Here is a 22,025-nt window from a genome sequence, read left to right on the forward strand (position 1 = left end):
CCGACGGCCCGCGGTCCGGCGGCCGCCGCGTCCCGGGCCGCCCGCTACTCCGAGTGCGCCACCCGGAAGCGGAGCCCCGCCGCCCGCAGCCGGGCGATGAGCGCGTCGCCCATCGCCACCGCCGTCGTGACCTGGCCCGCCGTCTTCGGCAGCGGGTCCAGGGCGAGGCAGAGCGCGGACTCGGCCAGCATCTTCGCCGTCTCGTCGTAGCCGGGGTCGCCGCCCGCGACCTCGGTGAAGACCCTGCGTCCGCCGCCCTCGCCGACGAAGCGGACCGTGAACCAGCTGCGGGCGCGCCGCTCGGCCGAGGGGCCGCTGCCCGCCTCGTAGCGGTCCATCATCCACCGGCGCGCGGCGGGGACCTGCGCCGCCGCGACGGCCGCGCCGAGCGCCGCCGTGCCGCCGAGGGCCATCGGCAGCGTCTTCACCGAGGCGTAGTGGCGGTAGCGGAAGTCGGGGCCGTACCGCTCCAGGGCGGCGGCCGAACGGGCCACCACCTGCGGGTCCAGGGTGGGCAGCGGCAGCGCCCAGGTGCCCGTCTCGGTGCTGAACCGGGGCGCGCCCAGCGGCGCGCGGGCCCGACGGCCGACCAGCCGGGGCGCGTGCAGGCGGCGCTCGCGGGCCGCCCGGAGCATCTGCCGGCCCCGCCCGAAGGCGGTCAGCGCGGAGGCGAAGGTGCCGCCGGAGAAGACCGCGCCGGCCCGGACGAAGCCGTCGACCCGCAGGGGCACGCCCTCCGGCAGCCGCTCCACCGTGAAGAGCACGCCGAGGTCGTGCGGCACCGAGTCGAAGCCGCAGGCGTGCACGATCCGGGCGCCGGTCTCCCGGGCGCGGGCGTCGTGGCGGACGTACACGAGGTCGACGAACTCGGCCTCGCCGGTCAGGTCGAGGTAGTCGGTGCCGGCGTCCGCGCAGGCCGCGACCAGGCCCTCGCCGTACCAGACGTACGGGCCGACGGTGGAGGCCACGACCCGCGCCGCGCCGGCCAGCGCGCGCAGGGAGGCGGGGTCGCCCGAGTCGGCGACCAGCAGCGGCAGGTCCGCGAGGTGCGGCCGGCCGGCGGAGAGCCGGTCCCGCAGCGCCGCCAGCCTGGCGGGCGAGCGCCCGGCGAGGGCCCAGCGGCACCCGGCGGGGGCGTGCTCGGCCAGGTACTCCGCGGTCAGCTCGCCCACGAACCCGGTCGCCCCGTAGAGGACCACGTCGTACGGCCGCTCCGCCGTCTCCCGGCCGGCCTCCCGCCCCGCGTCCGCCCCTGTGTCCATCGAGCCCCACTCCCGTCCCTCGGCGTCGTCGTCGGCGGAGGATAGCGGACCCGGCCGCCCCGTCGAATTTCCAAGCGCTTGCTCGGCCGGGGGGCTTGTGCCGAGTGGAACACGTTCCTAGCATCTCCGGTGTTACATCATTGGTGTCACACACTTCTGGGGGCTCGATGAAGACGAGGCAGACCGAGCGGACGGGCCCGCTCGCCGGTGTCCGGGTCGTGGAGCTCGCCGGCATCGGCCCCGGCCCCTTCGCCGCCATGCTCCTCGCCGACCTCGGCGCCGACGTCGTCCGCGTCGACCGCCCCGGCGGCCCGGGCCTCGGCGTCGACCCGGCCAAGGACCTCACCAACCGCAACAAGCGCTCGGTCCTCCTCGACCTCAAGTCCCCCGAAGGCCCCGCCGCCGTCCTCGACCTCGTCGAGCGCGCCGACATCCTGGTCGAGGGGTACCGCCCCGGCGTCGCCGAACGCCTCGGCGTCGGCCCCGGGGAGTGCCTGGCCCGCAACCCCCGGCTCGTCTACGGCCGGATGACCGGCTGGGGCCAGGACGGACCGCTCGCCCACACGGCGGGCCACGACATCGGCTACATCGCCGTCACCGGCGCCCTCGGCATGATCGGCCCCGACCCGGACGGCCCGCCGGCCGTCCCCGCCAACCTCGTCGGCGACTACGCGGGCGGCTCGCTCTACCTGGTCGTCGGCGTCCTCGCCGCCCTCCAGCACGCGCGGACGCACGGCGAGGGCCAGGTCGTCGACGCGGCCATCGTGGACGGCACCGCCCACCTCACCAGCATGATCCACGCCATGCTCGCGGCCGGCGGCTGGCAGGACCGGCGCGGGTCGAACCTCCTCGACGGCGGCTGCCCCTTCTACGGCGTCTACGAGACCTCCGACGGCGGCCACATGGCGGTCGGCGCCCTGGAGCAGCGCTTCTACGCCGAGTTCGCCCGCCTCCTCGGCCTCCCCGACGCCGACCGCCTGCGCGGCGACCTCGCCCGCTGGCCCGAACTGCGCGAGGCCGTCGCCGCCCGCTTCCGGAGCCGCACCCGCGCGCAGTGGACCGAGGTCTTCGAGGGCACCGACGCCTGCGTCGCCCCCGTCCTCTCCCTCCGCGAGGCCCCCGCCCACCCGCACCTGGCGGCCCGCGCCACCTTCGCCGAGCACGGCGGACTGGTCCAGCCCGCGCCCGCCCCCCGCTTCTCCGCCACCCCCGGCACGCTCCGTACCGGACCCGCCCTGCCCGGCGCCGACACCGCCGAGGTCGCCCGCGACTGGGCCGTCCCCGCCCTGCACGCCGCGCCGGACGCCCCGACCACCCAGGAGTCGAAGACCGCATGAAGCGCACGCTCTACACCGAGGACCACGAAGCCTTCCGGGCGGTCGTCCGCACCTTCCTGGAGAAGGAGGTGCTGCCCCACTACGAGCAGTGGGAGAAGGACGGCATCGTCTCCCGCGAGGCCTGGCGCGCCGCCGGCCGCCAGGGCCTCCTCGGCATCGCCGTCGAGGAGGAGCACGGCGGCGGCGGCAACCCCGACTTCCGGTACGCCTCCGTGCTCGCCGAGGAGTTCACCAAGGCCGCCGCACCGGGCCTCGCCATCGGCCTGCACAACGACATCATCGGCCCGTACCTCACCAAGCTCGCCACCGAGGAGCAGCGGCGGCGGTGGCTGCCGGGCTTCTGTTCCGGCGAGATCGTCACCGCCATCGCGATGACGGAGCCGGGCGCGGGTTCGGACCTCCAGGGGATCCGCACCACGGCGGAGGACCGGGGCGACCACTGGGTCCTCAACGGCTCCAAGACCTTCATCTCCAACGGCATCCTGGCCGACCTGGTGGTCGTCGTGGCGAGGACGACTCCGGAGGGCGGCGCCCACGGCCTGTCCCTGCTCGTGGTCGAGCGGGGCATGGAGGGCTTCGAGCGCGGCCGGAACCTCGACAAGATCGGCCAGAAGGCGCAGGACACCGCCGAGCTCTTCTTCGAGGACGTCCGCGTCCCCAAGGAGAACCTCCTCGGCGAGCTGAACGGCGCCTTCGTCCACCTGATGACCAACCTCGCCCAGGAGCGCCTCGCCATCGCCGTCGCCGGCATCGCCGGGGCCGAGCACCTCCTGGAACTCACCACCCGGTACGTGAAGGAGCGCGAGGCGTTCGGCCGGCCGCTGGCCAAGCTCCAGCACGTGCGCTTCGAGATCGCGGAGATGGCCACCGAGTGCGCCGTCACCCGCGCCTTCGTCGACCGCTGCATCGCCGAGCACGCCGACCCGACCGGCCTCGGCCTCGACCCCGTCAACGCCTCCATGGCGAAGTGGTGGGCGACCGAGCTGCAGAAGCGGGTCGCCGACCGGTGCCTGCAACTGCACGGCGGATACGGCTACATGAGCGAATTCCCGGTGGCCCGTGCCTTCACCGACGGCCGCATCCAGACCATCTACGGCGGGACGACCGAGATCATGAAGGAGATCATCGGCCGCTCCCTGCTCGGCTGACCGCAGAGCTTCCGACTTCGTAGCAAACCCTCACCGCGAAAGGCTTCCCGTGAGCACCGAAGCGTACGTGTACGACGCGATCCGCACCCCGCGCGGACGCGGCAAGGCCAACGGCGCCCTGCACGGCACCAAGCCCATCGACCTGGTCGTCGGCCTGATCCGCGAGATCCAGAGCCGCAACCCGGGTCTGGACCCGGCGGCGATCGACGACATCGTCCTCGGCGTCGTCGGCCCGGTCGGCGACCAGGGCTCCGACATCGCCCGGATCGCCGCCATCGCCGCCGGCCTCCCCGACACCGTCGCCGGCGTCCAGGAGAACCGCTTCTGCGCCTCCGGCCTGGAAGCGGTCAACATGGCGGCCATGAAGGTCCGCTCCGGCTGGGAGGACCTGGTCCTCGCCGGCGGCGTGGAGTCCATGTCCCGCGTCCCGATGGCCTCCGACGGCGGCGCCTGGTTCGCCGACCCGATGACCAACCTGGAGACCAACTTCGTCCCGCAGGGCATCGGCGCCGACCTGATCGCCACCATCGAGGGCTTCTCCCGCCGTGACGTGGACGAGTACGCGGCCCTCTCCCAGGAGCGCGCCGCGACCGCCTGGAAGGAGGGCCGCTTCGCCCGCTCCGTCGTCCCCGTCGTCGACCGGGCCGGACTGACCGTCCTGGACCACGACGAGTTCATGCGCCCCGGCACCACCGCCGACTCCCTCGCCAAGCTCAAGCCGTCCTTCAAGGACATCGGCGAGCTCGGCGGCTTCGACGCGGTCGCGCTCCAGAAGTACCACTGGGTCGAGGAGATCGACCACGTCCACCACGCGGGCAACTCCTCCGGCATCGTCGACGGCGCCTCCCTGGTCGCCGTCGGCTCGAAGGAGACCGGCGAGCGGTACGGGCTGACGCCCCGCGCCCGGATCGTCGCGGCGGCCGTCTCCGGCTCCGAGCCCACCATCATGCTCACCGGCCCCGCCCCGGCTGCCCGCAAGGCGCTCGCCAAGGCCGGTCTGACCATCGACGACATCGACCTCATCGAGATCAACGAGGCCTTCGCGGCGGTCGTCCTGCGGTTCGTCAAGGACATGGGCGTCTCCCTGGACAAGGTCAACGTCAACGGCGGCGCCATCGCGCTCGGCCACCCGCTCGGCGCCACCGGCGCGATCATCCTCGGCACCCTCGTCGACGAGCTGGAGCGCCAGGACAAGCGCTACGGCCTGGCGACCCTCTGCGTCGGCGGCGGCATGGGCATCGCCACCGTCGTCGAGCGCGTCTGACCCCCGTCCGCACCCCTCATACCGGCCACCGGCCACCGGAGAGCATCAGCATGAGCGAGAGCACCACCATCCGCTGGGAGCAGGACGACACGGGGATCGTCACCCTCGTCCTCGACGACCCCAACCAGTCCGCCAACACCATGAACCAGGCGTTCCGCGCCTCCATCGTGGCCGTCGCCGACCGCCTGGAGGCCGAGAAGGACTCCATCCGGGGCGTCATCTACACCTCCGCGAAGAAGACCTTCTTCGCCGGCGGCGACCTCAAGGACATGATCCAGGCGGGCCCCGAGCACGCCCGGCCGATCTTCGACGCCGCGATGGACATGAAGCGCGCGCTGCGCCGCATCGAGACCCTCGGCAAGCCGGTCGTCGCCGCCCTCAACGGCGCGGCCCTGGGCGGCGGTTACGAGATCGCGCTCGCCTCCCACCACCGGATCGCGCTCGACGCGCCCGGCTCCAAGATCGGCCTGCCCGAGGTCACCCTCGGCCTGCTGCCCGGCGGTGGCGGCGTCACCCGCACCGTCCGCCTCATGGGCATCACCGACGCCCTCCTCAAGGTCCTCCTCCAGGGCACCCAGTACACCCCGAAGCGCGCCCTCGACAGCGGCCTCGTCCACGAACTGGCGTCCACCCCCGAGGAGATGATGGCCAAGGCCATCGCCTTCATCGACACGCACCCGGAGTCCGCCCAGCCGTGGGACGTCCCCGGCTACCGCATCCCCGGCGGCACCCCGTCGAACCCCAAGTTCGCCGCCAACCTGCCGGCCTTCCCCGCGAACCTGCGCAAGCAGCTGAACGGCGCCCCCTACCCGGCCCCGCGCAACATCATGGCCGCGGCCGTCGAGGGCTCCCAGGTCGACTTCGAGACCGCGCAGGTCATCGAGTCCCGGTACTTCACCGAGCTGGTCACCGGCCAGACCGCGAAGAACATGATCCAGGCGTTCTTCTTCGACCTCCAGGCCGTCAACTCCGGCGCCAGCCGCCCCAAGGGCGTCGAGAAGCGCCAGGTCCGCAAGGTCGCCGTGCTCGGCGCGGGCATGATGGGCGCCGGCATCGCCTACTCCTGCGCCCGCGCCGGCATCGAGGTCGTCCTCAAGGACGTCACCGACGAGGCCGCCGCCAAGGGCAAGGCGTACTCCGAGAAGCTGTGCGCCAAGGCCGTGGCCCGGGGCCGCACCACCCAGGAGAAGGCCGACGCCCTCCTCGCCCGCATCACCCCCACCGCCGACCCTCGGGCGCTGGCCGGCTGCGACGCGGTGATCGAGGCCGTCTTCGAGGACACCTCCCTCAAGCACAAGGTCTTCCAGGAGATCCAGCACGTCGTCGAGCCCGACGCGCTGCTCTGCTCCAACACCTCCACCCTCCCGATCACCGTCCTCGCCGAAGGCGTCGAGCGCCAGGCCGACTTCATCGGCCTGCACTTCTTCTCCCCGGTCGACAAGATGCCCCTGGTCGAGATCATCAAGGGCGAGCGGACGGGCGACGAGGCCCTGGCCCGCGCCTTCGACCTGGTCCGCCAGATCAACAAGACGCCGATCGTCGTCAACGACTCCCGCGGCTTCTTCACCTCCCGCGTCATCGGCCACTTCATCAACGAGGGCGTGGCGATGGTCGGCGAGGGCATCGAGCCCGCCTCCGTCGAGCAGGCCGCCGCCCAGGCCGGCTACCCGGCGAAGGTCCTCTCCCTCATGGACGAGCTGACCCTCACCCTCCCGCGCAAGATCCGCAACGAGACGAAGAAGGCGATCGAGGAGGAGGGCGGCACCTGGGTCACCCACCCCGGCGAGACCGTCCTCGACCGCATGGTCGACGAGTTCGGCCGCCCCGGCCGCAGCGGCGGCGCCGGCTTCTACGAGTACGGCGAGGACGGCAAGCGCGGCAGGCTCTGGCCGGGCCTGCGCGAGCACTTCACGAAGCCCGGGTACGAGATCCCCTTCCGCGACATGCAGGAGCGGATGCTCTTCGCCGAGGCCCTGGACACCGTCCGCCTCCTGGAGGAGGGCGTCCTGACCTCCGTCGCCGACGCCAACATCGGCTCCATCATGGGCATCGGCTTCCCGGCCTGGACCGGCGGCATCCTCCAGTACGTCAACGGCTACGAGGGCGGCGTGGCCGGCTTCGTGGCCCGCGCCCGCGAGCTGGCGGAGACGTACGGCGAGCGCTTCACCCCGCCGGCCCTCCTGGTGGAGAAGGCCGAGCGGGGCGAGACGTTCACGGACTAGCGGTCAGCGGTTCCTGAACGCGGAGCGCAACTCCTCGCTCAGCGACCGCTGGAACGCGGTGACGAGGGCCTGGACCACGATCGGCTGCATGTGCGCGGACAGCGACTTCATGGCGGTCAGGTGGTCCGGGTCCTCCCCGCTCTCCCGGTACGGGCTCCACACCTCCTCCTGGAAGAGCCGCGCCAGCTCCTGCGCCGCCGACCGGGCGTGGTCGAGCAGCACGGTCCGCGAGGCGAGGATGGTGTCGTGCTCGATCGGCACGTCGAGCATCTCGACCCCGAGCCGCAGCAGCGAGCCGTCGAGCCGGAACACCGCCGGGTCCTCGCCCGCCTCGACGACGCCCATGGCGGCGAGCCGTTCGACGTCCCGGTCGGCCAGCTCCCGCCCGGCCCGCCGCTCCAGCTCCCGCCGGGTGATGGTCTCGGCGGACTCCGGCGCCCACGACGCCACCAGCGCCCGGTGCACCGCGAGGTCCTGCGCGCTCAGGTCGGGCGGCAGCTGCTCCAGGTACCGCTCGATCGCGGCGAGCGTCATGCCCTGCCGCTGGAGCTCCTCGATGAGCGCCAGCCGCGCCAGGTGCTCGGGCCCGTACCGCCCGACCCGCCGCGGCCCGATCACCGGCGGCGGCAGCAGTCCCCGGGTCCCGTAGAACCGCACGGTCCGCACCGTGACCCCGGCGCGGGCGGCCAGCTCGTCGACGGTGTAGCCGGGCAGCAGTCCCTCGTCGCTCTCGTCCTCCATGGTCCAACAGTATTGCTGTCTCACCAGGACTGTAAAAGCCCTCGGTCCCCTCAGAGCGCGGTTTCGACGGAGGCGAAGGTGACCCCGTGGTCGGCCAGCGTCTCGGCGACGACACCGCCGGTCGCGGTGAGCGCCAGGAGCAGGTGCTCGTCGCCGATCTCGCGGTCCTTGCGGGCCAGGGCCACGCGGAGGGACTTCTCCAGGACGGTCTTCGCCTCGCGGGAGAAGGTGCGCCGGCCGGAGGCCCTGCGGCGGCCGGAGAGGGCGCCGGTCCCGTGGGCCTCCTCGACGCGGGCGACGATCGCGTCGACGTCGATGCCCAGGCCGGCGAGGGCCTCCGTCTCGGCCCGGGACAGCCCGGCCCGCCGCCGCGCGTCGGCGAGCGCGGAGACCAGGGACGGCCGGCGGTCCGGCGGGCACAGCCGGGCCAGCACCGCCGCCGCGCGGGTGTCCTCCCGGTCGAGCAGCGCCAGCAGCAGGTGCTCGGCGGTCACTGCCCCCGCCCCGCCGCGCTCCGCGTGCTCGGCCGCCCCCTTGACCGTGGCGCGCGCCGCCTTCGTGAACCGCTCGAACATCACTGCCTCCCGTGTTTCTTGTGAACGGCCTGCCGGCTGACCCCCAGCTCGGTGGCGATCTCCTGCCAGGACCACCCCCGGGCGCGCGCACTGCGCACCTGGACGGCCTCCAGCTGTTCCAACAGCCGCCGCAGAGCGGACACGGCCCGCAGCCCCACCCGGGGATCACGGTCACCGGCCCGCGCGGCGAGATCGGTCGCATCGGTCATGCTGTCAATGTAGGTTGACGCCCGCCCCCTGTCAACCGCAGTTGACAGGGGCGGCTGTCAGAGCGACCGCCTACGGTCCCTCCATGACCGATGCGACCGATCTCGCGGAGAAGGCCGTCGAGCTGGGGGCCTCGGTCCACATGCCGCGGATCGGCTGCGGGCTCGCCGGCGGGAAGTGGGAGCGGGTGGAGCCGTTGGTGCGGGAGCGGCTGGTGGGGCGGGGGATACCGGTCACCGTGTACGACTTCGGCGCGTAAGGGGCAGGGTCCAGGGGCGGGCCGGGCGGACGGCGGCCCGGGGGTTAGAGTCGGCGGCCGGTCCGCGTCGGCGGGCGGGAACAGGGGAGTGGGATGTACGCGCAACTCAGGGAGACGGCGGCGGAATTGGCCGGGGTCCTGTGGCGGGAGCACACGGTGTACCGGGAGCGGGGCGGGGGCGTCGTGATCCGCGGCGAGCACGTGCGGCGGTGGATCAGCCTCGCGCCGACGGGAGGCAAGGACCGGGCGCTGCTGCGGGCCGGACGGATCCTCGACGGGGGGACGACGGCCCCGGCCCGCACCGAGGTCGTCGTCGACCTGACGGCGCCGCTCGCCGAGCTGGCCACGGTCTGCCGGCGGATGCTCGCCGAGGTCGCCGCGGCGGCCGACCCGGTCCCGGGACCGGACGCGGGACCGTCCCGGGCCGGCCGGCCGGGCAGGGGGAGGGCGGGGCGCGGGGCCCGCAAGGAGGCGAGGGCGCCCAAGGCCAAGAAGGCCAGGAGCCGGCACACCGGTGCCGGCTCCTGGGTGGTGCTGGTGCTGGTCGGGATCGCCGTGGCCGCCTGGGCGTACAGCGTCTTCGGCGGACCCGGTCTCTGACCCGGCGGGCCGGAAGGTCAGAAGGCGGTCACCGGGTAGTGGTCCGACAGGTTGGTGTACGTGTACTTCGTGCCCCAGCTGGAGACCGTCCACGGCGCGGTCGACTCCAGGACCACGTGGTTCGTCCAGTTCGCCGGGCGGGCGTTGCCGGCCCGGTAGAGGACGTGGTCGAGGTCCTCGCGCGGGTCGTCCGGGTAGCGCTCCGCCGCGATCGAGTTCAGCTCGGTGTCGAAGGAGTACGGGTGGCCGGTGCGGGCGTCCGCCCCGGCGAGGCCCGCGTCGGCGAGCATCGTGGCGTACTCGGGCGTGCGGGAGTCGACGTTCATGTCGCCCGCGACGATCACCTGCTCGTCCGCCGGGATGTTCTTCGCGTCGAGGAAGGCGTCCATCGCCTTGAACTGGCGGCTGCGCGTCTGCGCCGCCTCGCCCGCCGAGCAGCCCGGGTCGGTGGACTGGGCGTGGGTGCCGACGACGTGCACGCGGCTGCCGTTCACGTCGAGCACCGCGTAGGCGAAGCCCTTGTTCGAGTACCAGTCGGAGCCGCAGGCGTCCTTGTAGACGTACTGCTCCTTGCGGACGATCGGCCACTTGCTGAGGATCGTCACCCCGCCGTCCTCGGGGGTGGTGGCCGAGTAGGCCCCGCCGGTGGCGTCCCAGCCGGTCTTCGAGCGGCCCACGACGGGCGTCTGGTGCGGGTAGGCCGCCGCCGCGTTCGCCCTGAGCGCGTCGGAGGAGGAGTTGTCGAAGGCCTCCTGGATCACCACGACGTCCTGGCCCTGGAAGTACGGGGCGGCCGGGATCGCCCGGGCCCGGTGGTCCTGCCCCCAGTTCGGGTACAGGGTCTTCGAGAAGAGGAAGACGTTGTAGGTGAGCACCTTCAGGCGCGGCTCCGCGGCCCCGGGGGCGGCGGAGGCGGCGGGCGCGGTCGCCGCCAGGGTCGCGGCGGCGAGCGCGAGGGACACGGCGGCACCGGAGACGCGGCGGAACGTGCTGAGGGACACGTGAACTCCCGACGATGGGTGGGGGGTTGGACTCGGCGCGGGCCATACAACCACCCGTAGTTACCTTCCGGTAGCCTTCAGGTGCCGGGAATCTTGCCCGCGTCGTACGGGCGCGCCAACGATCGCGGGGGTGTACGATCCGCCGCTCCCGGGACCAGGTAGGATGCGCGCCATGACGACCCTCGCCTCCAACGCCAAGATCTTCAACATGGACCTCGGCCCGCTCAACCCGGTCTGGGCCGAGCTCATCCTCGGCTTCGCCGTGTTCTTCCTGACCTTCTTCTTCATGGCGAAGGTCATCCTCCCGAAGATCAAGCACACGCTCGACAAGCGTGAGGACGCCACCGAGGGCGCCACCGGCCGTGCCGACGACCTGCGCGCCGAGGCCGCCGAGATCCGCGCCCAGTACGAGGCCGAGCTGGCCGAGGCCCGCCACGAGGCCGCCCGGATCCGCTCCAAGGCCGTCGAGGAGGGCTCCGCGGCCATCGCCGCCGCCCGCGCCGAGGGCCAGGCCGAGCGCGACTCCATCCTCGCCGCCGGCAGCGCGAAGATCGCCGCCGAGCGCGACGCCGCCGAGCGCGAGCTCAACGCCGACGTCGACGCCTGGGCCCGCGCCCTCGCCGGCCGCATCGTCGGCGAGCCGGTCGGCGCCGACCGCGTCTGACCGCGACCGACCCGCACGACCACACCACGCCGGGGCCGTTCCCCGGGGCGAGAGCCCCGGGACGGCCCCGGCGTCGTCGTACCGTCCCCGGGGGTGCACCCTGGAGGAGCGGCCACCGACGCGAGAGGCAGGGGACACCCGTATGAGCACCCGCAGCGAGGCCACCACCGGCACCCCGGCCGGCCGCCCCGGCCCCGCCGGCCGCCCCGGTCCGGCCGATCCCGCCCCGCCGCCCGTCGGCGGCGTGCTGTGGAGCGTCGCCGGGGACGTCCGCGCGCTGCTCATGCTGCCCGCCGCCCTCACCATGCAGGTCGCCCACCCCGCGATCGGCGCCGGCGTCGACGAGCACTCGGTCTTCCGCACCGACCCCTGGGGCCGGGGCGAGCGCTCGCTGCGCTCCGTACAGCTCTGGGTGTACGGCGGGGAGGACGCCGCCGCCGAGGGGCGCCGGCTGCGCGCGCTGCACCGGGACATCCGGGGCACCGACGCCCGCGGACGCCGCTACCACGCCCTCACGCCCGCCTACTACTCCTGGGTCCACGCCACCGGCTACCCCGTCTACCGCCACGGCCTGGCCCTGCTCCACCGGCCCCTCACCGAGGCCCAGGACCGCCGGCTCTACGCCGAGTGGCTCCAGGTCGGCCGGATCCTCGGCATCCACGACCGGGACATGCCGCAGACCGTCGAGGAGTTCTGGCCCTACTACCGCGAGGTCCTCGCCGAGGAGCTGGAGGCCACCGCGGTCGTCCGCGAGCTGATCGACCCGGACGCGCCCGTGCCCGCCCCCGACCGGGGCCCGCTGCTCCTCCGGATCGCGCTCCGCCCCCTGTGGCCGCTGCTCCGCCGTCCCTTCCAGCGGATCCGCGCCTTCCTCACCGTCGGCCTGATGCCGCCGGACGCCCGCGCCGCGATCGGCCTGGAGTGGACGCCGGAGCAGGAGCGCCGGCTGCGCCGTCTCGCCCGGGTCGTCCGCGCCGTCGTCCCCGTCCTCCCCGAGCGGCTGCGCTACCTGCCGCTCGCCCGGCGCGCCCGGCAGGCCGCCCGCCGCGCCGGGCGCTGACGGACGGCCCCCCCGGGCGGTTGCTCAGTGGTCCTCGTGCTCGTGGACCGTGTTCGTCGCCGCGATCTTCTTCCAGGACTTCGGCGGGACGGGCTCCGCCGTGGACCGGGCCGTCCCGGCCGACGGGGCCGACAGCGCCGCCCCGGTGGCCGGCGAGGGCCCGGCGGCCGGCTTGGCGGGCTCGTACAGCCAGGTGTCGAAGAGCGCCGCCAGCGGCTCGCCGGAGACCTCCTCCGCGTACCGCACGAAGTCCGCGACCCGCGCGTTGCCGTGCGCGAACCGCTGCGGCCAGCCCTTGAGAACCGCGAAGAAGTCCTCGTCGCCGATCTCGTTGCGCAGCGCCTGGAGCGCCAGCGCGCCCCGGTCGTACACGGCGATGTGGAACTGGTTCTCCGGCCCCGGGTCGCCCGGCCGCACCGTCCAGAACGGGTCCTCGGCGGTGCGCGTGGCGTACACGTAGTCCGCCAGCTCCTGGGCCGTGCCCTCGCCCTCCTTCTCCGACCACAGCCACTGGCTGTAGCGGGCGAAGCCCTCGTTGACCCAGATGTCCTTCCAGTCGCGCACCGAGACGCTGTCGCCGTACCACTGGTGGGCCAGCTCGTGCACCACGACCGAGACGTTCGCGCCGCTCGCGAACTGGCGCGGGCTGTAGAACGGCCGGGTCTGCGTCTCCAGCGCGTAGCCGCTGGTCACGTTGGGCACGTAGCCGCCGAGCGCGTTGAAGGGGTACGGGCCGAAGACCCCCTCCAGCCACTCCGCGACCTCGGCGGTCCGCTCGATCGAGGCGCGGGCCGCGCCCGCGTTGTCGCCGAGGTCCTTGCTGTAGGCGTTGAGGACGGGCAGCCCGTTCGCGGTCGTGTCCGTCGTGATGTCGAACCTCCCGACCGCGAGCGTGGCCAGGTACGTCGCCTGCGGCTTGTTCGAGCGCCAGTTGAAACGGGTCCAGCCGAGCCGGGACGACTGCGACTGGAGCACGCCGTTGCTGATCGCCTGGGTGCCGTCCGGCACCGACACCGACACGTCGAAGGTGGCCTTGTCGCGCGGGTGGTCGTTGGAGGGGAACCACCAGGCGGCCGAGTCCGGCTCCTGCGCGGCGACGCCGCCGTCCGGGGTGCGGTGCCAGGCCGACCAGCCGTCGACCTCGAACTCCGACGGCTTGCCCGCGTAGCGCACCACCACCGTGACCTGCCTGCCCTTCGGCAGCGGCACGGCCGGCGCGATCTCCAGCTCGTGGTCGCCGGTCGCGGCGAACCGCGCGGGCCGGCCGTCGACCCGCACCTCGCTCGCCCTCAGCCCCAGGTCCAGGTTGAAGCGCGAGAGGTTCTGCGTGGCCGTCGCCAGGATCGTCGCGGTCCCCTCCAGGAGGTCCGTCGCCGGCTGGTACTTCAGGCGCAGGTCGTAGTGGGAGACGTCGTAGCCGCCGTTGCCGCTGGCGGGGTAGTAGGAGTCGCCGATGCCCGGCGCGCCCGGGACGTAGTCGGCCGCCGATGCCGGGATCGCCAGCAGCAGGGAAGCCGCGAGGGCGCTCGGAACGATGATTCTGCGGTGCACGGATGCTCTCCAAGTCGTCAGCGGAGTAAGACGCGTGGGTGGGCGTCGGTCCTTAGTGCGGACTCTTCGGACCCTATGAACCACGCGACGGAGCGTCACGTAAAGGGCGCCTTCCGTCACACGATCGCCATTCGGCCGACACGAAGCACCGGTTCACCCGTTTCCCGTACACGGTCTTCCGTCCCGCCGGACCCGGCGAGTACCTTCCGGGCCATGCCGATGCGTCTGCGCGCCGCGCGCCGTGCCCTGGCCCTCGTCGCCGGGACCGCCGTGCTCGGGCTGCCCCTCGCCGCCGTCCCGGCGAAGGCCGCCCCCGCCGGGCGGCCCGCCCCGCCCCGGACCGGGTTCGAGACGAGCGGCGGGACCCGCTGGACCACCGAGGCGGAGGAGCGGGACTTCCTGGCCGCCGTCGACCGGGACGGCGACCGGGTCACCGTCACCACCATCGGCACCACCGAGCAGGGCCGGCCGCTGCGGCTCGCCGCCCTCGGCCCCCGGCGCGGCGCCCTCACGGTGCTGCTCGTCTGCGGCCAGCACGGCGACGAACCCGCGGGCCGCGAGGCCTGCCTGACCGCCGTCCGCGACCTCGCCCGCACCCGTGATCCCGGCACCCTGCGCCTGCTCGCCCGCACCACCGTCCTCGTCGTGCCCAACGCCAACCCCGACGGGCGCGAGGCCGGCACCCGCGGCAACGCCGCCGGCGTCGACGTCAACCGCGACCACCTCGCGCTGCGCACCGCCGAGGCCCGCGCCCTCGCCGCCGTCCTCCGCGACCGCCGGCCCGACCTCGTCCACGACCTCCACGAGTACGGCGCCACCCCCGGCTCCTACGACAAGGACCTCCTCACGCTCTGGCCGCGCAGCCTCGACACCGACGCCCGCGTCCACGCCGAGTCCCGCACCCTCGCGGAGGAGTACGTCCGCCCCGGCGCCGCCCTCGCCGGCCGCACCCACGGCGTCTACGGCATCTGGACCGACCCGCTCACCGGGCGGCCGGTCCGCCAGGTCGCCGGCGACGGCCAGGAGCGGATCCTGCGCAACACGGCCGGGATCAAGCACATGGCCGCCCTCCTCGCCGAGACCCGGGAGGACCCGCTCGGCGCGGCCGAGGAGCGCGACCCGGCCCTGGCGCAGCGGCGCAGGGTCGCCACCCACCTCACCGCGCTCCAGGACGTCTTCGCGTACGTCTCCGAGCGCGGCGGCCCGCTCGCCGCGAGCACCGCCGCCGCCCGGCTCACCGGTCTCGCCGACCGCGGCCCCGTCTACCTCGGCGGCGCCGACAACGACCCCCCGGAGCCCGCCGAGGTCCTCGCCGACCCGCCCTGCGGCTACCGCCTCGACGCCGCCCAGTACGCCGAGACGGGCGACGAACTCGCCCTGCACGGCGTGACGGTGAGCCGCGAGCCCGGCGGGGGAGCGTACGTCCCGCTGCGCCAGTCGCAGCGGCTCCTGGTCCCGCTCCTCCTCGACTCCCGCGCCGCCCACCACCTCGTCGACGGGCGTCCCGTGGAGGAGTGCTGACGATCGGGTGGACGCGGCGGGGCCCCTGGCGCCCGTCCGGCGCCGACGGCCCTCACCCCTGCCGGGGCGGGGGCCTTCCCGCTCTCCGCGACGGGACGGGCGCCCCTTCTCGCGGGCCCCTCAGCCCGTCACCAGCTCCGCCGCCCGCCGCGCGCACCCCCACGCCACCGTGACCCCGGCGCCCCCGTGGCCGTAGTGGTGCACCAGCAGCCCGCCGCCCGGCAGCCGCTCCGCCTCGACGCGCACCCCGCCGTCCCGGGCCGGGCGCAGCCCCACCCGGTGGCCCAGCACCCGCGCCCCGGCGATCTCCGGCCGGACCCGGGCGCACCGCGCCACGATCCCCGCCGCCGTCGCCGCGTCGGGCACCAGGCCCTCCGCCCCCTCCTCGGCGGTCCCGCCCAGCACCAGCCGCCCCGGCTGCGGGAAGAAGTACGTGGTCTCCGCGGCGCCCGGGTCCGCCGCCGTGAACCACTCCTCGATCCCCGGGTTCTCCACCAGCACCAACTGCCCCCGCACCGGCCGCAGTCCGCCGTCCCCGGCCAGCTCCCGCGCCGCGAGCCCGGTGCAGTTCACGACCACGGGCGCCGCCGCGGCCGGCTCCTCCCAGCCCGCCACCGCCCGCCGCTCGACCGCTCCGCCGGCCGCCTCCAGCCGGGCCCGCAGCCACGCCAGGTGGACCGCCATGTCGATCAGCGGCAGCCGGGCCGCCAGCCCCGCCGCGTACGGCCCCGGCACCTCCCCGGGCGGCAGCTGCCGCAGCCCCTCCACCCCGGCCGCCCACGCCCCGAGCCCGTCCAGCGCCGTGTCCGCGTGGACGCCCGCCACCCACCGCACCCCGGTCCGCTCCGGCGCCCCGGCCAGCTCCCCGTACACCCGCAGCGACTCCAGCGCCCAGGCCCCGGCCTCCCGCTCCGGCTCGATCCGGTACGGCCACCACAGGGCGCCCGCCACCGCCGAGGTCGTCGCCTCCGCCGGGTCCCGGGACCACACCCGCACCCGCAGCCCCCGCTCCGCCAGCGTCACCGCCGTCGTCAGCCCGACGACCCCGCCACCCACCACGATCACGTCGCTGTCCATGGCCGGGACCGTACCCGGGCGGCCCCCGCCGCCCACGTAGGATGCGTGGTCTGATGACTGCCACACTCGTCGCCAAGGACCTCGCCGCCGGCCACGGCGAACGCACCCTCTTCGCCGGGCTCGACCTCGTCGTCGCCCCCGGCGACGTCATCGGCCTCGTCGGCGTCAACGGCGCCGGCAAGTCCAGCCTGCTGCGGCTGCTCGCCGGGCTCGACGCCCCGGAGGAGGGCGAGGTCCGGCTCTCGCCGCCCACCGCCACCGTCGGACACCTCCCGCAGGAGCCCGAGCGGCGCGAGGGCGAGACCGTCCGCGAGTTCCTGGCCCGCCGCACCGGCGTCGCCGCCGCCCAGACCGCGATGGACGAGGCCACCCAGGGCCTCGTCGACGGCACCCCCGGCGCGGACGACGCGTACGCCACCACCCTGGAGCGCTGGCTGGACCTCGGCGGCGCCGACCTCGACGAGCGCGCCGAGGAGGTCGCCGCCTCCCTCGGCCTCACCGTCGGCCTCGACCAGCCGATGACCGGTCTCTCCGGCGGTCAGGCCGCCCGCGCCGGCCTCGCCTCCCTCCTCCTGTCCCGCTACGACGTCTTTCTCCTCGACGAGCCGACCAACGACCTCGACCTCGACGGCCTGGAGCGCCTGGAGGCCTTCGTGAAGGGGCTGCGGGCCGGCACCGTCGTCGTCAGCCACGACCGCGAGTTCCTCACCCGCACGGTCACCAAGGTCCTCGAACTCGACCTCGCCCAGCAGCAGATCACCCTCTACGGCGGCGGCTACGACGCCTACCTGGAGGAGCGGGCCACCGCCCGCCGGCACGCCCGCGAGGAGTACGAGGAGTACGCCGACAAGAAGTCCGCGCTGGAGGGCCGCGCCCTCATGCAGCGCAACTGGATGGACAAGGGCGTCCGCAACGCCCGCCGCAAGGCCACCGACAACGACAAGATCGGCCGCAAGCTGCGCGGCGAGTCCAGCGAGAAGCAGGCCGCGAAGGCCCGCCAGACCCAGCGCATGATCGAGCGCCTGGACGTCGTCGACGAGCCCCGCAAGGAGTGGGAGCTGCGGATGGAGATCGCCGCCGCGCCCCGCTCCGGCGCCGTCGTCGCCACCCTGCGCGACGGCGAGGTCCGCCGCGGCGACTTCTCCTTCGGCCCCGTCACCCTCCAGATCGACTGGGCCGACCGGGTCGCCGTCACCGGCGCGAACGGCGCCGGCAAGTCCACCCTGCTCGCCGCCCTCCTCGGCCGCCTCCCGCTCGACTCCGGCCACGCCGCCCTCGGCTCCGGCGTCGTCGTCGGCGAGGTCGACCAGGCCCGCAGGCTCTTCCACGGCACCGAGACGCTCCTCGACGCCTTCTGCGCCGCCGTCCCGGACACCGAACCGGCCGAGGTCCGCACCCTGCTCGCCAAGTTCGGCCTCAAGGCCGACCACGTGCTGCGCCCCGCCACCACGCTCTCCCCGGGCGAGCGGACCCGCGCCGCCCTCGCCCTCCTGCAGGGCCGGGGCGTCAACCTGCTCGTCCTCGACGAGCCGACGAACCACCTCGACCTGCCCGCCATCGAACAGCTGGAGTCCGCCCTCGACGCCTACGAGGGCACCCTGCTCCTGGTGACCCACGACCGCCGGATGCTCGACGCGATCCACGTCAACCGCCGCGTCGAGGTCGCCGACGGCAAGGTCACCGAGCTCTGATGACCGTCGCCTTCGGCTGGGGGCCCGTGGCGGCACGGGCCCTCGCCCCCTCGGCGGCGTGCGTGGTCGTCGTGGACGTGCTCTCGTTCACGACCTCCGTCGGCGTCGCGGTCGAGGGCGGCACGGCCGTGTACCCGTACCGGTGGCGGGACGCCACGGCCGCCGCGTACGCCCGCGAACACGACGCCGTCCTCGCCGTCGGCCGGAGCGAGGCCACCGGGGCCCACCCCTGGTCGCTCTCGCCGGCCGCCCTGCGCGCCGCGCCCGCGCCCCGGCCCGGCCGGCTCGTCCTGCCGTCCCCGAACGGCTCCGCCATCTGCGCCGAGGCCGCCACGGGCGGCGCGACCGTGCTCGCCGCCTCGCTCCGCAACCGCACCGCCGTCGCCGGGTGGCTCGCCCGCCACGGCTACGGCTCCGGAGCGCGCCCGCTCGCCGTGATCGCCTCCGGCGAGCGGTGGCCGGACGGCTCCCTGCGCCCCGCCCTGGAGGACCTGCTCGGCGCCGGTGCGGTCCTCGACGCCCTGCGCGCCCTCGCGCCGGGGCTCCCCCTGACCCCGGAGGCGACCGCGGCGGCCACGCTGTGGGCGGCCACGGAGGACCCGGTCGCCGCCTTGCGCGGCTGCGACTCGGGCCGTGAACTGTACGAGTACGGCCATCCGCAGGACGTGGAGGCGGCCGCCGAGCTCGACGCGTCGGCCGTCGTCCCCGTCCTCGTGGACGGCGCATTCCAGGAGGCACCATGACCGACGACAGCGTGACCCGGCTCCTCGCGATGCTGGACGACCTCGACGCGGACGTCGACGCCACGATCGACCTCGCCGACGAGATCGCGGCCGGCGGCGACCGGGCGCTGCTGCCGCGCCTGGAGTCCGAGCTGGACCGGGCCGTCGCCGACCGCAACGGCTACGCCCGCGAGCTCCTCGGCGGCCTCGTGGCCGCCCTCGGCGGCCCGACCACCCTCCCGATCCTGGTCCGCGCCTCGGCGGTGGACCTCGGCGACGACCAGGACGGCCTGGCGGCGGAGATCGTCGACCTGGTCCAGGCCGACCCGAAGACCGCGGAGGCCGTGCTGCGGCCGCTGACCGGGGACGACGACCTGACCGTGGCCAACCGGGCCGACTGGGCCCTGCGCTTCCTGCCGTAGCCGCCGGGCGGCCCGCTCCGCCGGTGAGGAGGCCCCCGGCCCGCCCCGCCGGACGCCGCCCCCCGTCGTACGCGGACGCCCCCGGTCCCGCCGAGAAGGCGGGACCGGGGGCGTCGTGGCGCGGGGTCAGCGGCGCTTGCCGCCGCCCTCGCCGAAGAGCCCCGCCTTCCGGAGGGCGTCCGCCATCGCGCTGTTCGCCGGCGCGGCCTGGCCGCGGCCCTGCCCCTGCCCCTGCCCCTGGCCGCCGCCCTGACGCCCCTGGCCCCGGTCACGCCCCTGGCCCTGCCCCTGGCCGCCCTGCCGCTGCTGCGGCGGCCGTCCGCCCCGCTCGCGCCGGGGCCCGCGCTCGCCGCCGGAGTCCTGGGCCGCGGTCTCGTCCTCCAGCCGCAGCGTCAGCGAGATCCGCTTGCGCGGGATGTCGACGTCGAGCACCTTCACCTTCACCACGTCGCCCGGCTTCACCACGTCCCGCGGGTCCTTGACGAAGGTCTTCGACATGGCCGACACGTGCACCAGACCGTCCTGGTGCACACCGACGTCCACGAACGCGCCGAACGCGGCCACGTTCGTCACCACGCCCTCCAGGACCATCCCGGCCACCAGGTCGCCGATCTTCTCGACGCCCTCCTTGAAGGTGGCCGTCCTGAAGGCGGGCCGCGGGTCCCGGCCCGGCTTCTCCAGCTCGCGCAGGATGTCGGTGACGGTCGGCAGACCGAAGGAGTCGTCCACGAAGTCGCCCGCGCGCAGCGACCGCAGCGTGCCGGTGTCACCGATCAGCGAGGCGACCTCGCCGCCGGTGGTCTTCGCCATCCGCCGCACCACCGGGTACGCCTCGGGGTGCACCGCGGAGGCGTCCAGCGGGTCGTCGCCGCCCCGGATGCGCAGGAAGCCCGCGCACTGCTCGTACGCCTTCGGGCCGAGCCGGGCCACGTCCTTGAGCGCCCTGCGGGAGCGGAAGGGGCCGTTGGCGTCGCGGTGCGCCACGATGTTCTCGGCGAGGCCGGAGCTGATCCCGGAGACCCGCGAGAGCAGCGGCGCCGAGGCGGTGTTGACGTCCACGCCGACGCCGTTCACGCAGTCCTCGACCACCGCGTCGAGCGAGCGGGAGAGCTTCGTCTCGGCGAGGTCGTGCTGGTACTGGCCGACGCCGATCGACTTCGGGTCGATCTTCACCAGCTCGGCCAGCGGGTCCTGGAGGCGGCGCGCGATGGACACCGCGCCGCGCAACGACACGTCCAGCTCCGGGAGTTCCTGCGAGGCGAAGGCGGAGGCCGAGTACACGGAGGCTCCGGCCTCCGAGACCATCACCTTGGTCAGCTGCAACTCCGGGTGCTTGGCGAGGAGTTCGGCGGCGAGCTTGTCGGTCTCGCGGGAGGCCGTGCCGTTGCCGATGGCGACCAGCTCGACCGCGTGCTCCTTCGCCAGCCGCGCCAGCTTCGCCAGCGACTCGTCCCACCTGTTGGCCGGGACGTGCGGGTAGACCGTGTCGGTGGCCACGACCTTGCCGGTCGCGTCGACCACCGCCACCTTCACGCCGGTACGGAAACCGGGGTCGAGGCCCAGCGTCGCCCGGGTGCCGGCCGGGGCGGCCAGCAGCAGGTCCCGCAGGTTCGCCGCGAAGACCCGGACCGCCTCGTCCTCGGCGGCCGTCCGCAGCCGCAGCCGCAGGTCGATCCCGAGGTGCACCAGGATCCGGGTGCGCCAGGCCCAGCGGACCGTGTCCTGGAGCCACTTGTCGCCGGGGCGCCCCCGGTCGGCGATGCCGAAGCGGCTCGCGACCATCGGCTCGTACGACGAGGGCCCGTCCGTGGCCTCCTCCGGCTCCAGCTCCAGGCTGAGCACGTCCTCCTTCTCGCCGCGCAGCATCGCGAGGATCCGGTGCGAGGGCAGCGCGGTGAACGGCTCGGAGAAGTCGAAGTAGTCGGAGAACTTCGCGCCCTCCTGCTCCTTGCCCTCGCGGACCCTGGCGGCGAGCCGGCCCCGGCCCCACATCCGCTCGCGCAGCTCGCCGATGAGGTCGGCGTCCTCGGAGAACTTCTCGGTGAGGATCGCCCGCGCGCCCTCCAGGGCGGCCGCGGCATCCGCGACGCCCTTCTCCGCGTCGACGAAGGCGGCCGCGGCGGCGGCCGGCTCCACCGACGGGTCGGCCAGCAGCCCCTCCGCCAGCGGGGCGAGCCCCGCCTCGCGGGCGATCTGCGCCTTGGTCCGCCGCTTCGGCTTGAACGGCAGGTAGATGTCCTCCAGGCGCGCCTTGGTGTCGGCGGCCAGGAGGCGGGCCTGGAGCTCCGGGGTGAGCTTGCCCTGCTCGCGCACGGAGTCGAGGACGGCGGCCCGCCGGTCCTCCAGCTCCCGCAGGTAGCGCAGCCGCTCCTCCAGGGTGCGCAGCTGCGCGTCGTCGAGCATCTCGGTCGCTTCCTTGCGGTAGCGCGCGATGAACGGCACGGTGGAGCCGCCGTCGAGCAGCTCGACCGCCGCCTTCACCTGTCGCTCGCGTACGCCGAGTTCCTCGGCGATCCTTGCTTCGATGGACGTCGTCACCGTGTCCCGACCCGTCTGCTCGTACCACTGGCTTGCCCGTGCATTCTGCCGCGTCCGTCACCCGGACGCGGCAACCGGCCCGGTTCCGCGCGCCGGAGCCGGGCGCGGGACGGGTCCGGAGCCGGTGCCGGGGGAGGGCTCCGGCGCGCGGAACCGGGGAGGG

19 protein-coding genes and 1 pseudogene are annotated in these 22,025 nt (G+C 74.5%); 12 read left to right on the plus strand and 8 right to left on the minus strand.

The features are described 5' to 3' along the window. Positions 1-44 precede the first annotated feature (44 nt). On the minus strand, positions 45-1,262 hold the full coding sequence (locus ACF1ED_RS01175) for a saccharopine dehydrogenase family protein (protein ID WP_391756278.1): 1,218 nt from the start codon (positions 1,260-1,262) through the stop codon (positions 45-47). Positions 1,263-1,429: 167 nt separating this feature from the next. On the opposite strand from ACF1ED_RS01175, the gene ACF1ED_RS01180 reads away from it, so the two are divergent. The 4 genes from ACF1ED_RS01180 to ACF1ED_RS01195 are packed head-to-tail and all read left to right on the plus strand — an operon-like array spanning position 1,430 to position 7,233. Next, positions 1,430-2,599 carry a CaiB/BaiF CoA transferase family protein gene (locus ACF1ED_RS01180; RefSeq protein WP_391756279.1) on the plus strand — a complete coding sequence of 390 codons (1,170 nt, stop codon included), beginning with the start codon at positions 1,430-1,432 and terminating at the stop codon, positions 2,597-2,599. Continuing rightward, positions 2,596-3,747, plus strand: a complete 1,152-nt coding sequence (locus ACF1ED_RS01185; protein WP_391756280.1) for an acyl-CoA dehydrogenase family protein — start codon at positions 2,596-2,598, stop codon at positions 3,745-3,747. The genes ACF1ED_RS01180 and ACF1ED_RS01185 overlap by 4 nt, the downstream gene beginning before the upstream one ends. 49 nt (positions 3,748-3,796) lie before the next feature. Beyond that, positions 3,797-5,011 (plus strand): acetyl-CoA C-acetyltransferase, encoded by a 1,215-nt coding sequence (locus tag ACF1ED_RS01190; protein ID WP_391756281.1) that lies wholly within the window; start codon positions 3,797-3,799, stop codon positions 5,009-5,011. A 50-nt stretch (positions 5,012-5,061) separates the two neighbouring features. Continuing rightward, positions 5,062-7,233 carry a 3-hydroxyacyl-CoA dehydrogenase NAD-binding domain-containing protein gene (locus ACF1ED_RS01195; protein ID WP_391756282.1) on the plus strand — a complete coding sequence of 724 codons (2,172 nt, stop codon included), beginning with the start codon at positions 5,062-5,064 and terminating at the stop codon, positions 7,231-7,233. A 3-nt stretch (positions 7,234-7,236) separates the two neighbouring features. On the opposite strand, the gene ACF1ED_RS01200 is transcribed toward ACF1ED_RS01195, so the two are convergent. Genes ACF1ED_RS01200 through ACF1ED_RS01210 form a run of 3 tightly spaced genes read right to left on the minus strand, consistent with a single transcriptional unit; the run spans position 7,237 to position 8,758 of the window. After that, positions 7,237-7,974: a MerR family transcriptional regulator gene (locus ACF1ED_RS01200; protein WP_391756283.1), complete on the minus strand. Its 738-nt coding sequence runs from the start codon at positions 7,972-7,974 to the stop codon at positions 7,237-7,239. A gap of 50 nt (positions 7,975-8,024) precedes the next feature. Beyond that, entirely contained in the window at positions 8,025-8,549 is a 525-nt protein-coding gene (locus ACF1ED_RS01205; protein WP_391756284.1) for a Clp protease N-terminal domain-containing protein, read from the minus strand. Next, complete coding sequence (locus tag ACF1ED_RS01210; protein ID WP_391756285.1) at positions 8,549-8,758, minus strand: helix-turn-helix domain-containing protein; 210 nt, start codon at positions 8,756-8,758, stop codon at positions 8,549-8,551. The genes ACF1ED_RS01205 and ACF1ED_RS01210 overlap by 1 nt, the downstream gene beginning before the upstream one ends. A 101-nt stretch (positions 8,759-8,859) precedes the next feature. Between ACF1ED_RS01210 and ACF1ED_RS01215 the strand changes: the two are divergent. Both ACF1ED_RS01215 and ACF1ED_RS01220 read left to right on the plus strand, forming a co-directional pair. After that, positions 8,860-9,015: pseudogene (locus ACF1ED_RS01215) on the plus strand (Appr-1-p processing protein); the annotation flags it as partial. 93 nt (positions 9,016-9,108) lie between these two features. Continuing rightward, positions 9,109-9,615 carry a hypothetical protein gene (locus ACF1ED_RS01220; protein WP_391756286.1) on the plus strand — a complete coding sequence of 169 codons (507 nt, stop codon included), beginning with the start codon at positions 9,109-9,111 and terminating at the stop codon, positions 9,613-9,615. A 17-nt stretch (positions 9,616-9,632) separates the two neighbouring features. Here ACF1ED_RS01220 and sph read toward each other — a convergent pair whose 3' ends face one another. Then, the gene (sph, locus tag ACF1ED_RS01225) at positions 9,633-10,616 is read right to left on the minus strand and encodes a sphingomyelin phosphodiesterase (protein WP_391756287.1); all 984 of its coding nucleotides are present in this window, start codon (positions 10,614-10,616) and stop codon (positions 9,633-9,635) included. Between the two features lie 172 nt (positions 10,617-10,788). Between sph and ACF1ED_RS01230 the strand changes: the two genes are divergently transcribed. Together ACF1ED_RS01230 and ACF1ED_RS01235 are read left to right on the plus strand one after the other, a co-directional pair. Further along, the gene (locus ACF1ED_RS01230) at positions 10,789-11,280 is read left to right on the plus strand and encodes a hypothetical protein (protein ID WP_391756288.1); all 492 of its coding nucleotides are present in this window, start codon (positions 10,789-10,791) and stop codon (positions 11,278-11,280) included. Between the two features lie 142 nt (positions 11,281-11,422). Beyond that, positions 11,423-12,340, plus strand: a complete 918-nt coding sequence (locus ACF1ED_RS01235; RefSeq protein WP_391756289.1) for an oxygenase MpaB family protein — start codon at positions 11,423-11,425, stop codon at positions 12,338-12,340. Between the two features lie 24 nt (positions 12,341-12,364). Here ACF1ED_RS01235 and ACF1ED_RS01240 read toward each other — a convergent pair whose 3' ends face one another. Then, positions 12,365-13,891 carry a M1 family metallopeptidase gene (locus ACF1ED_RS01240; protein ID WP_391756290.1) on the minus strand — a complete coding sequence of 509 codons (1,527 nt, stop codon included), beginning with the start codon at positions 13,889-13,891 and terminating at the stop codon, positions 12,365-12,367. 219 nt (positions 13,892-14,110) lie between these two features. Here ACF1ED_RS01240 and ACF1ED_RS01245 point away from each other — a divergent pair, with 219 nt between their 5' ends. After that, positions 14,111-15,412 carry a M14 family metallocarboxypeptidase gene (locus ACF1ED_RS01245; protein ID WP_391756790.1) on the plus strand — a complete coding sequence of 434 codons (1,302 nt, stop codon included), beginning with the start codon at positions 14,111-14,113 and terminating at the stop codon, positions 15,410-15,412. Between the two features lie 120 nt (positions 15,413-15,532). On the opposite strand, the gene ACF1ED_RS01250 is transcribed toward ACF1ED_RS01245, so the two are convergent. Beyond that, positions 15,533-16,489, minus strand: a complete 957-nt coding sequence (locus ACF1ED_RS01250; RefSeq protein WP_391756291.1) for an FAD-dependent oxidoreductase — start codon at positions 16,487-16,489, stop codon at positions 15,533-15,535. Between the two features lie 53 nt (positions 16,490-16,542). On the opposite strand from ACF1ED_RS01250, the gene ACF1ED_RS01255 reads away from it, so the two are divergent. From ACF1ED_RS01255 to ACF1ED_RS01265, 3 genes are read left to right on the plus strand one after another with little or no spacing between them, the layout of a single operon-like run. Then, positions 16,543-18,180 carry an ABC-F family ATP-binding cassette domain-containing protein gene (locus tag ACF1ED_RS01255; protein WP_391756292.1) on the plus strand — a complete coding sequence of 546 codons (1,638 nt, stop codon included), beginning with the start codon at positions 16,543-16,545 and terminating at the stop codon, positions 18,178-18,180. Continuing rightward, positions 18,180-18,923 (plus strand): 2-phosphosulfolactate phosphatase, encoded by a 744-nt coding sequence (locus tag ACF1ED_RS01260; RefSeq protein ID WP_391756293.1) that lies wholly within the window; start codon positions 18,180-18,182, stop codon positions 18,921-18,923. Before ACF1ED_RS01255 ends, ACF1ED_RS01260 begins: the two co-directional genes overlap by 1 nt. Further along, positions 18,920-19,324, plus strand: a complete 405-nt coding sequence (locus tag ACF1ED_RS01265; protein ID WP_391756294.1) for a hypothetical protein — start codon at positions 18,920-18,922, stop codon at positions 19,322-19,324. The genes ACF1ED_RS01260 and ACF1ED_RS01265 overlap by 4 nt, the downstream gene beginning before the upstream one ends. A 126-nt stretch (positions 19,325-19,450) precedes the next feature. Here the strand turns inward: ACF1ED_RS01265 and ACF1ED_RS01270 are convergent, their stop codons facing one another. Further along, complete coding sequence (locus ACF1ED_RS01270) at positions 19,451-21,862, minus strand: Tex family protein (protein ID WP_391756295.1); 2,412 nt, start codon at positions 21,860-21,862, stop codon at positions 19,451-19,453. Positions 21,863-22,025: the final 163 nt, after the last annotated feature.

It is taken from the genome of Streptomyces sp. NPDC014656 (genome assembly GCF_043084305.1).
Taxonomy (GTDB): domain Bacteria; phylum Actinomycetota; class Actinomycetes; order Streptomycetales; family Streptomycetaceae; genus Streptomyces.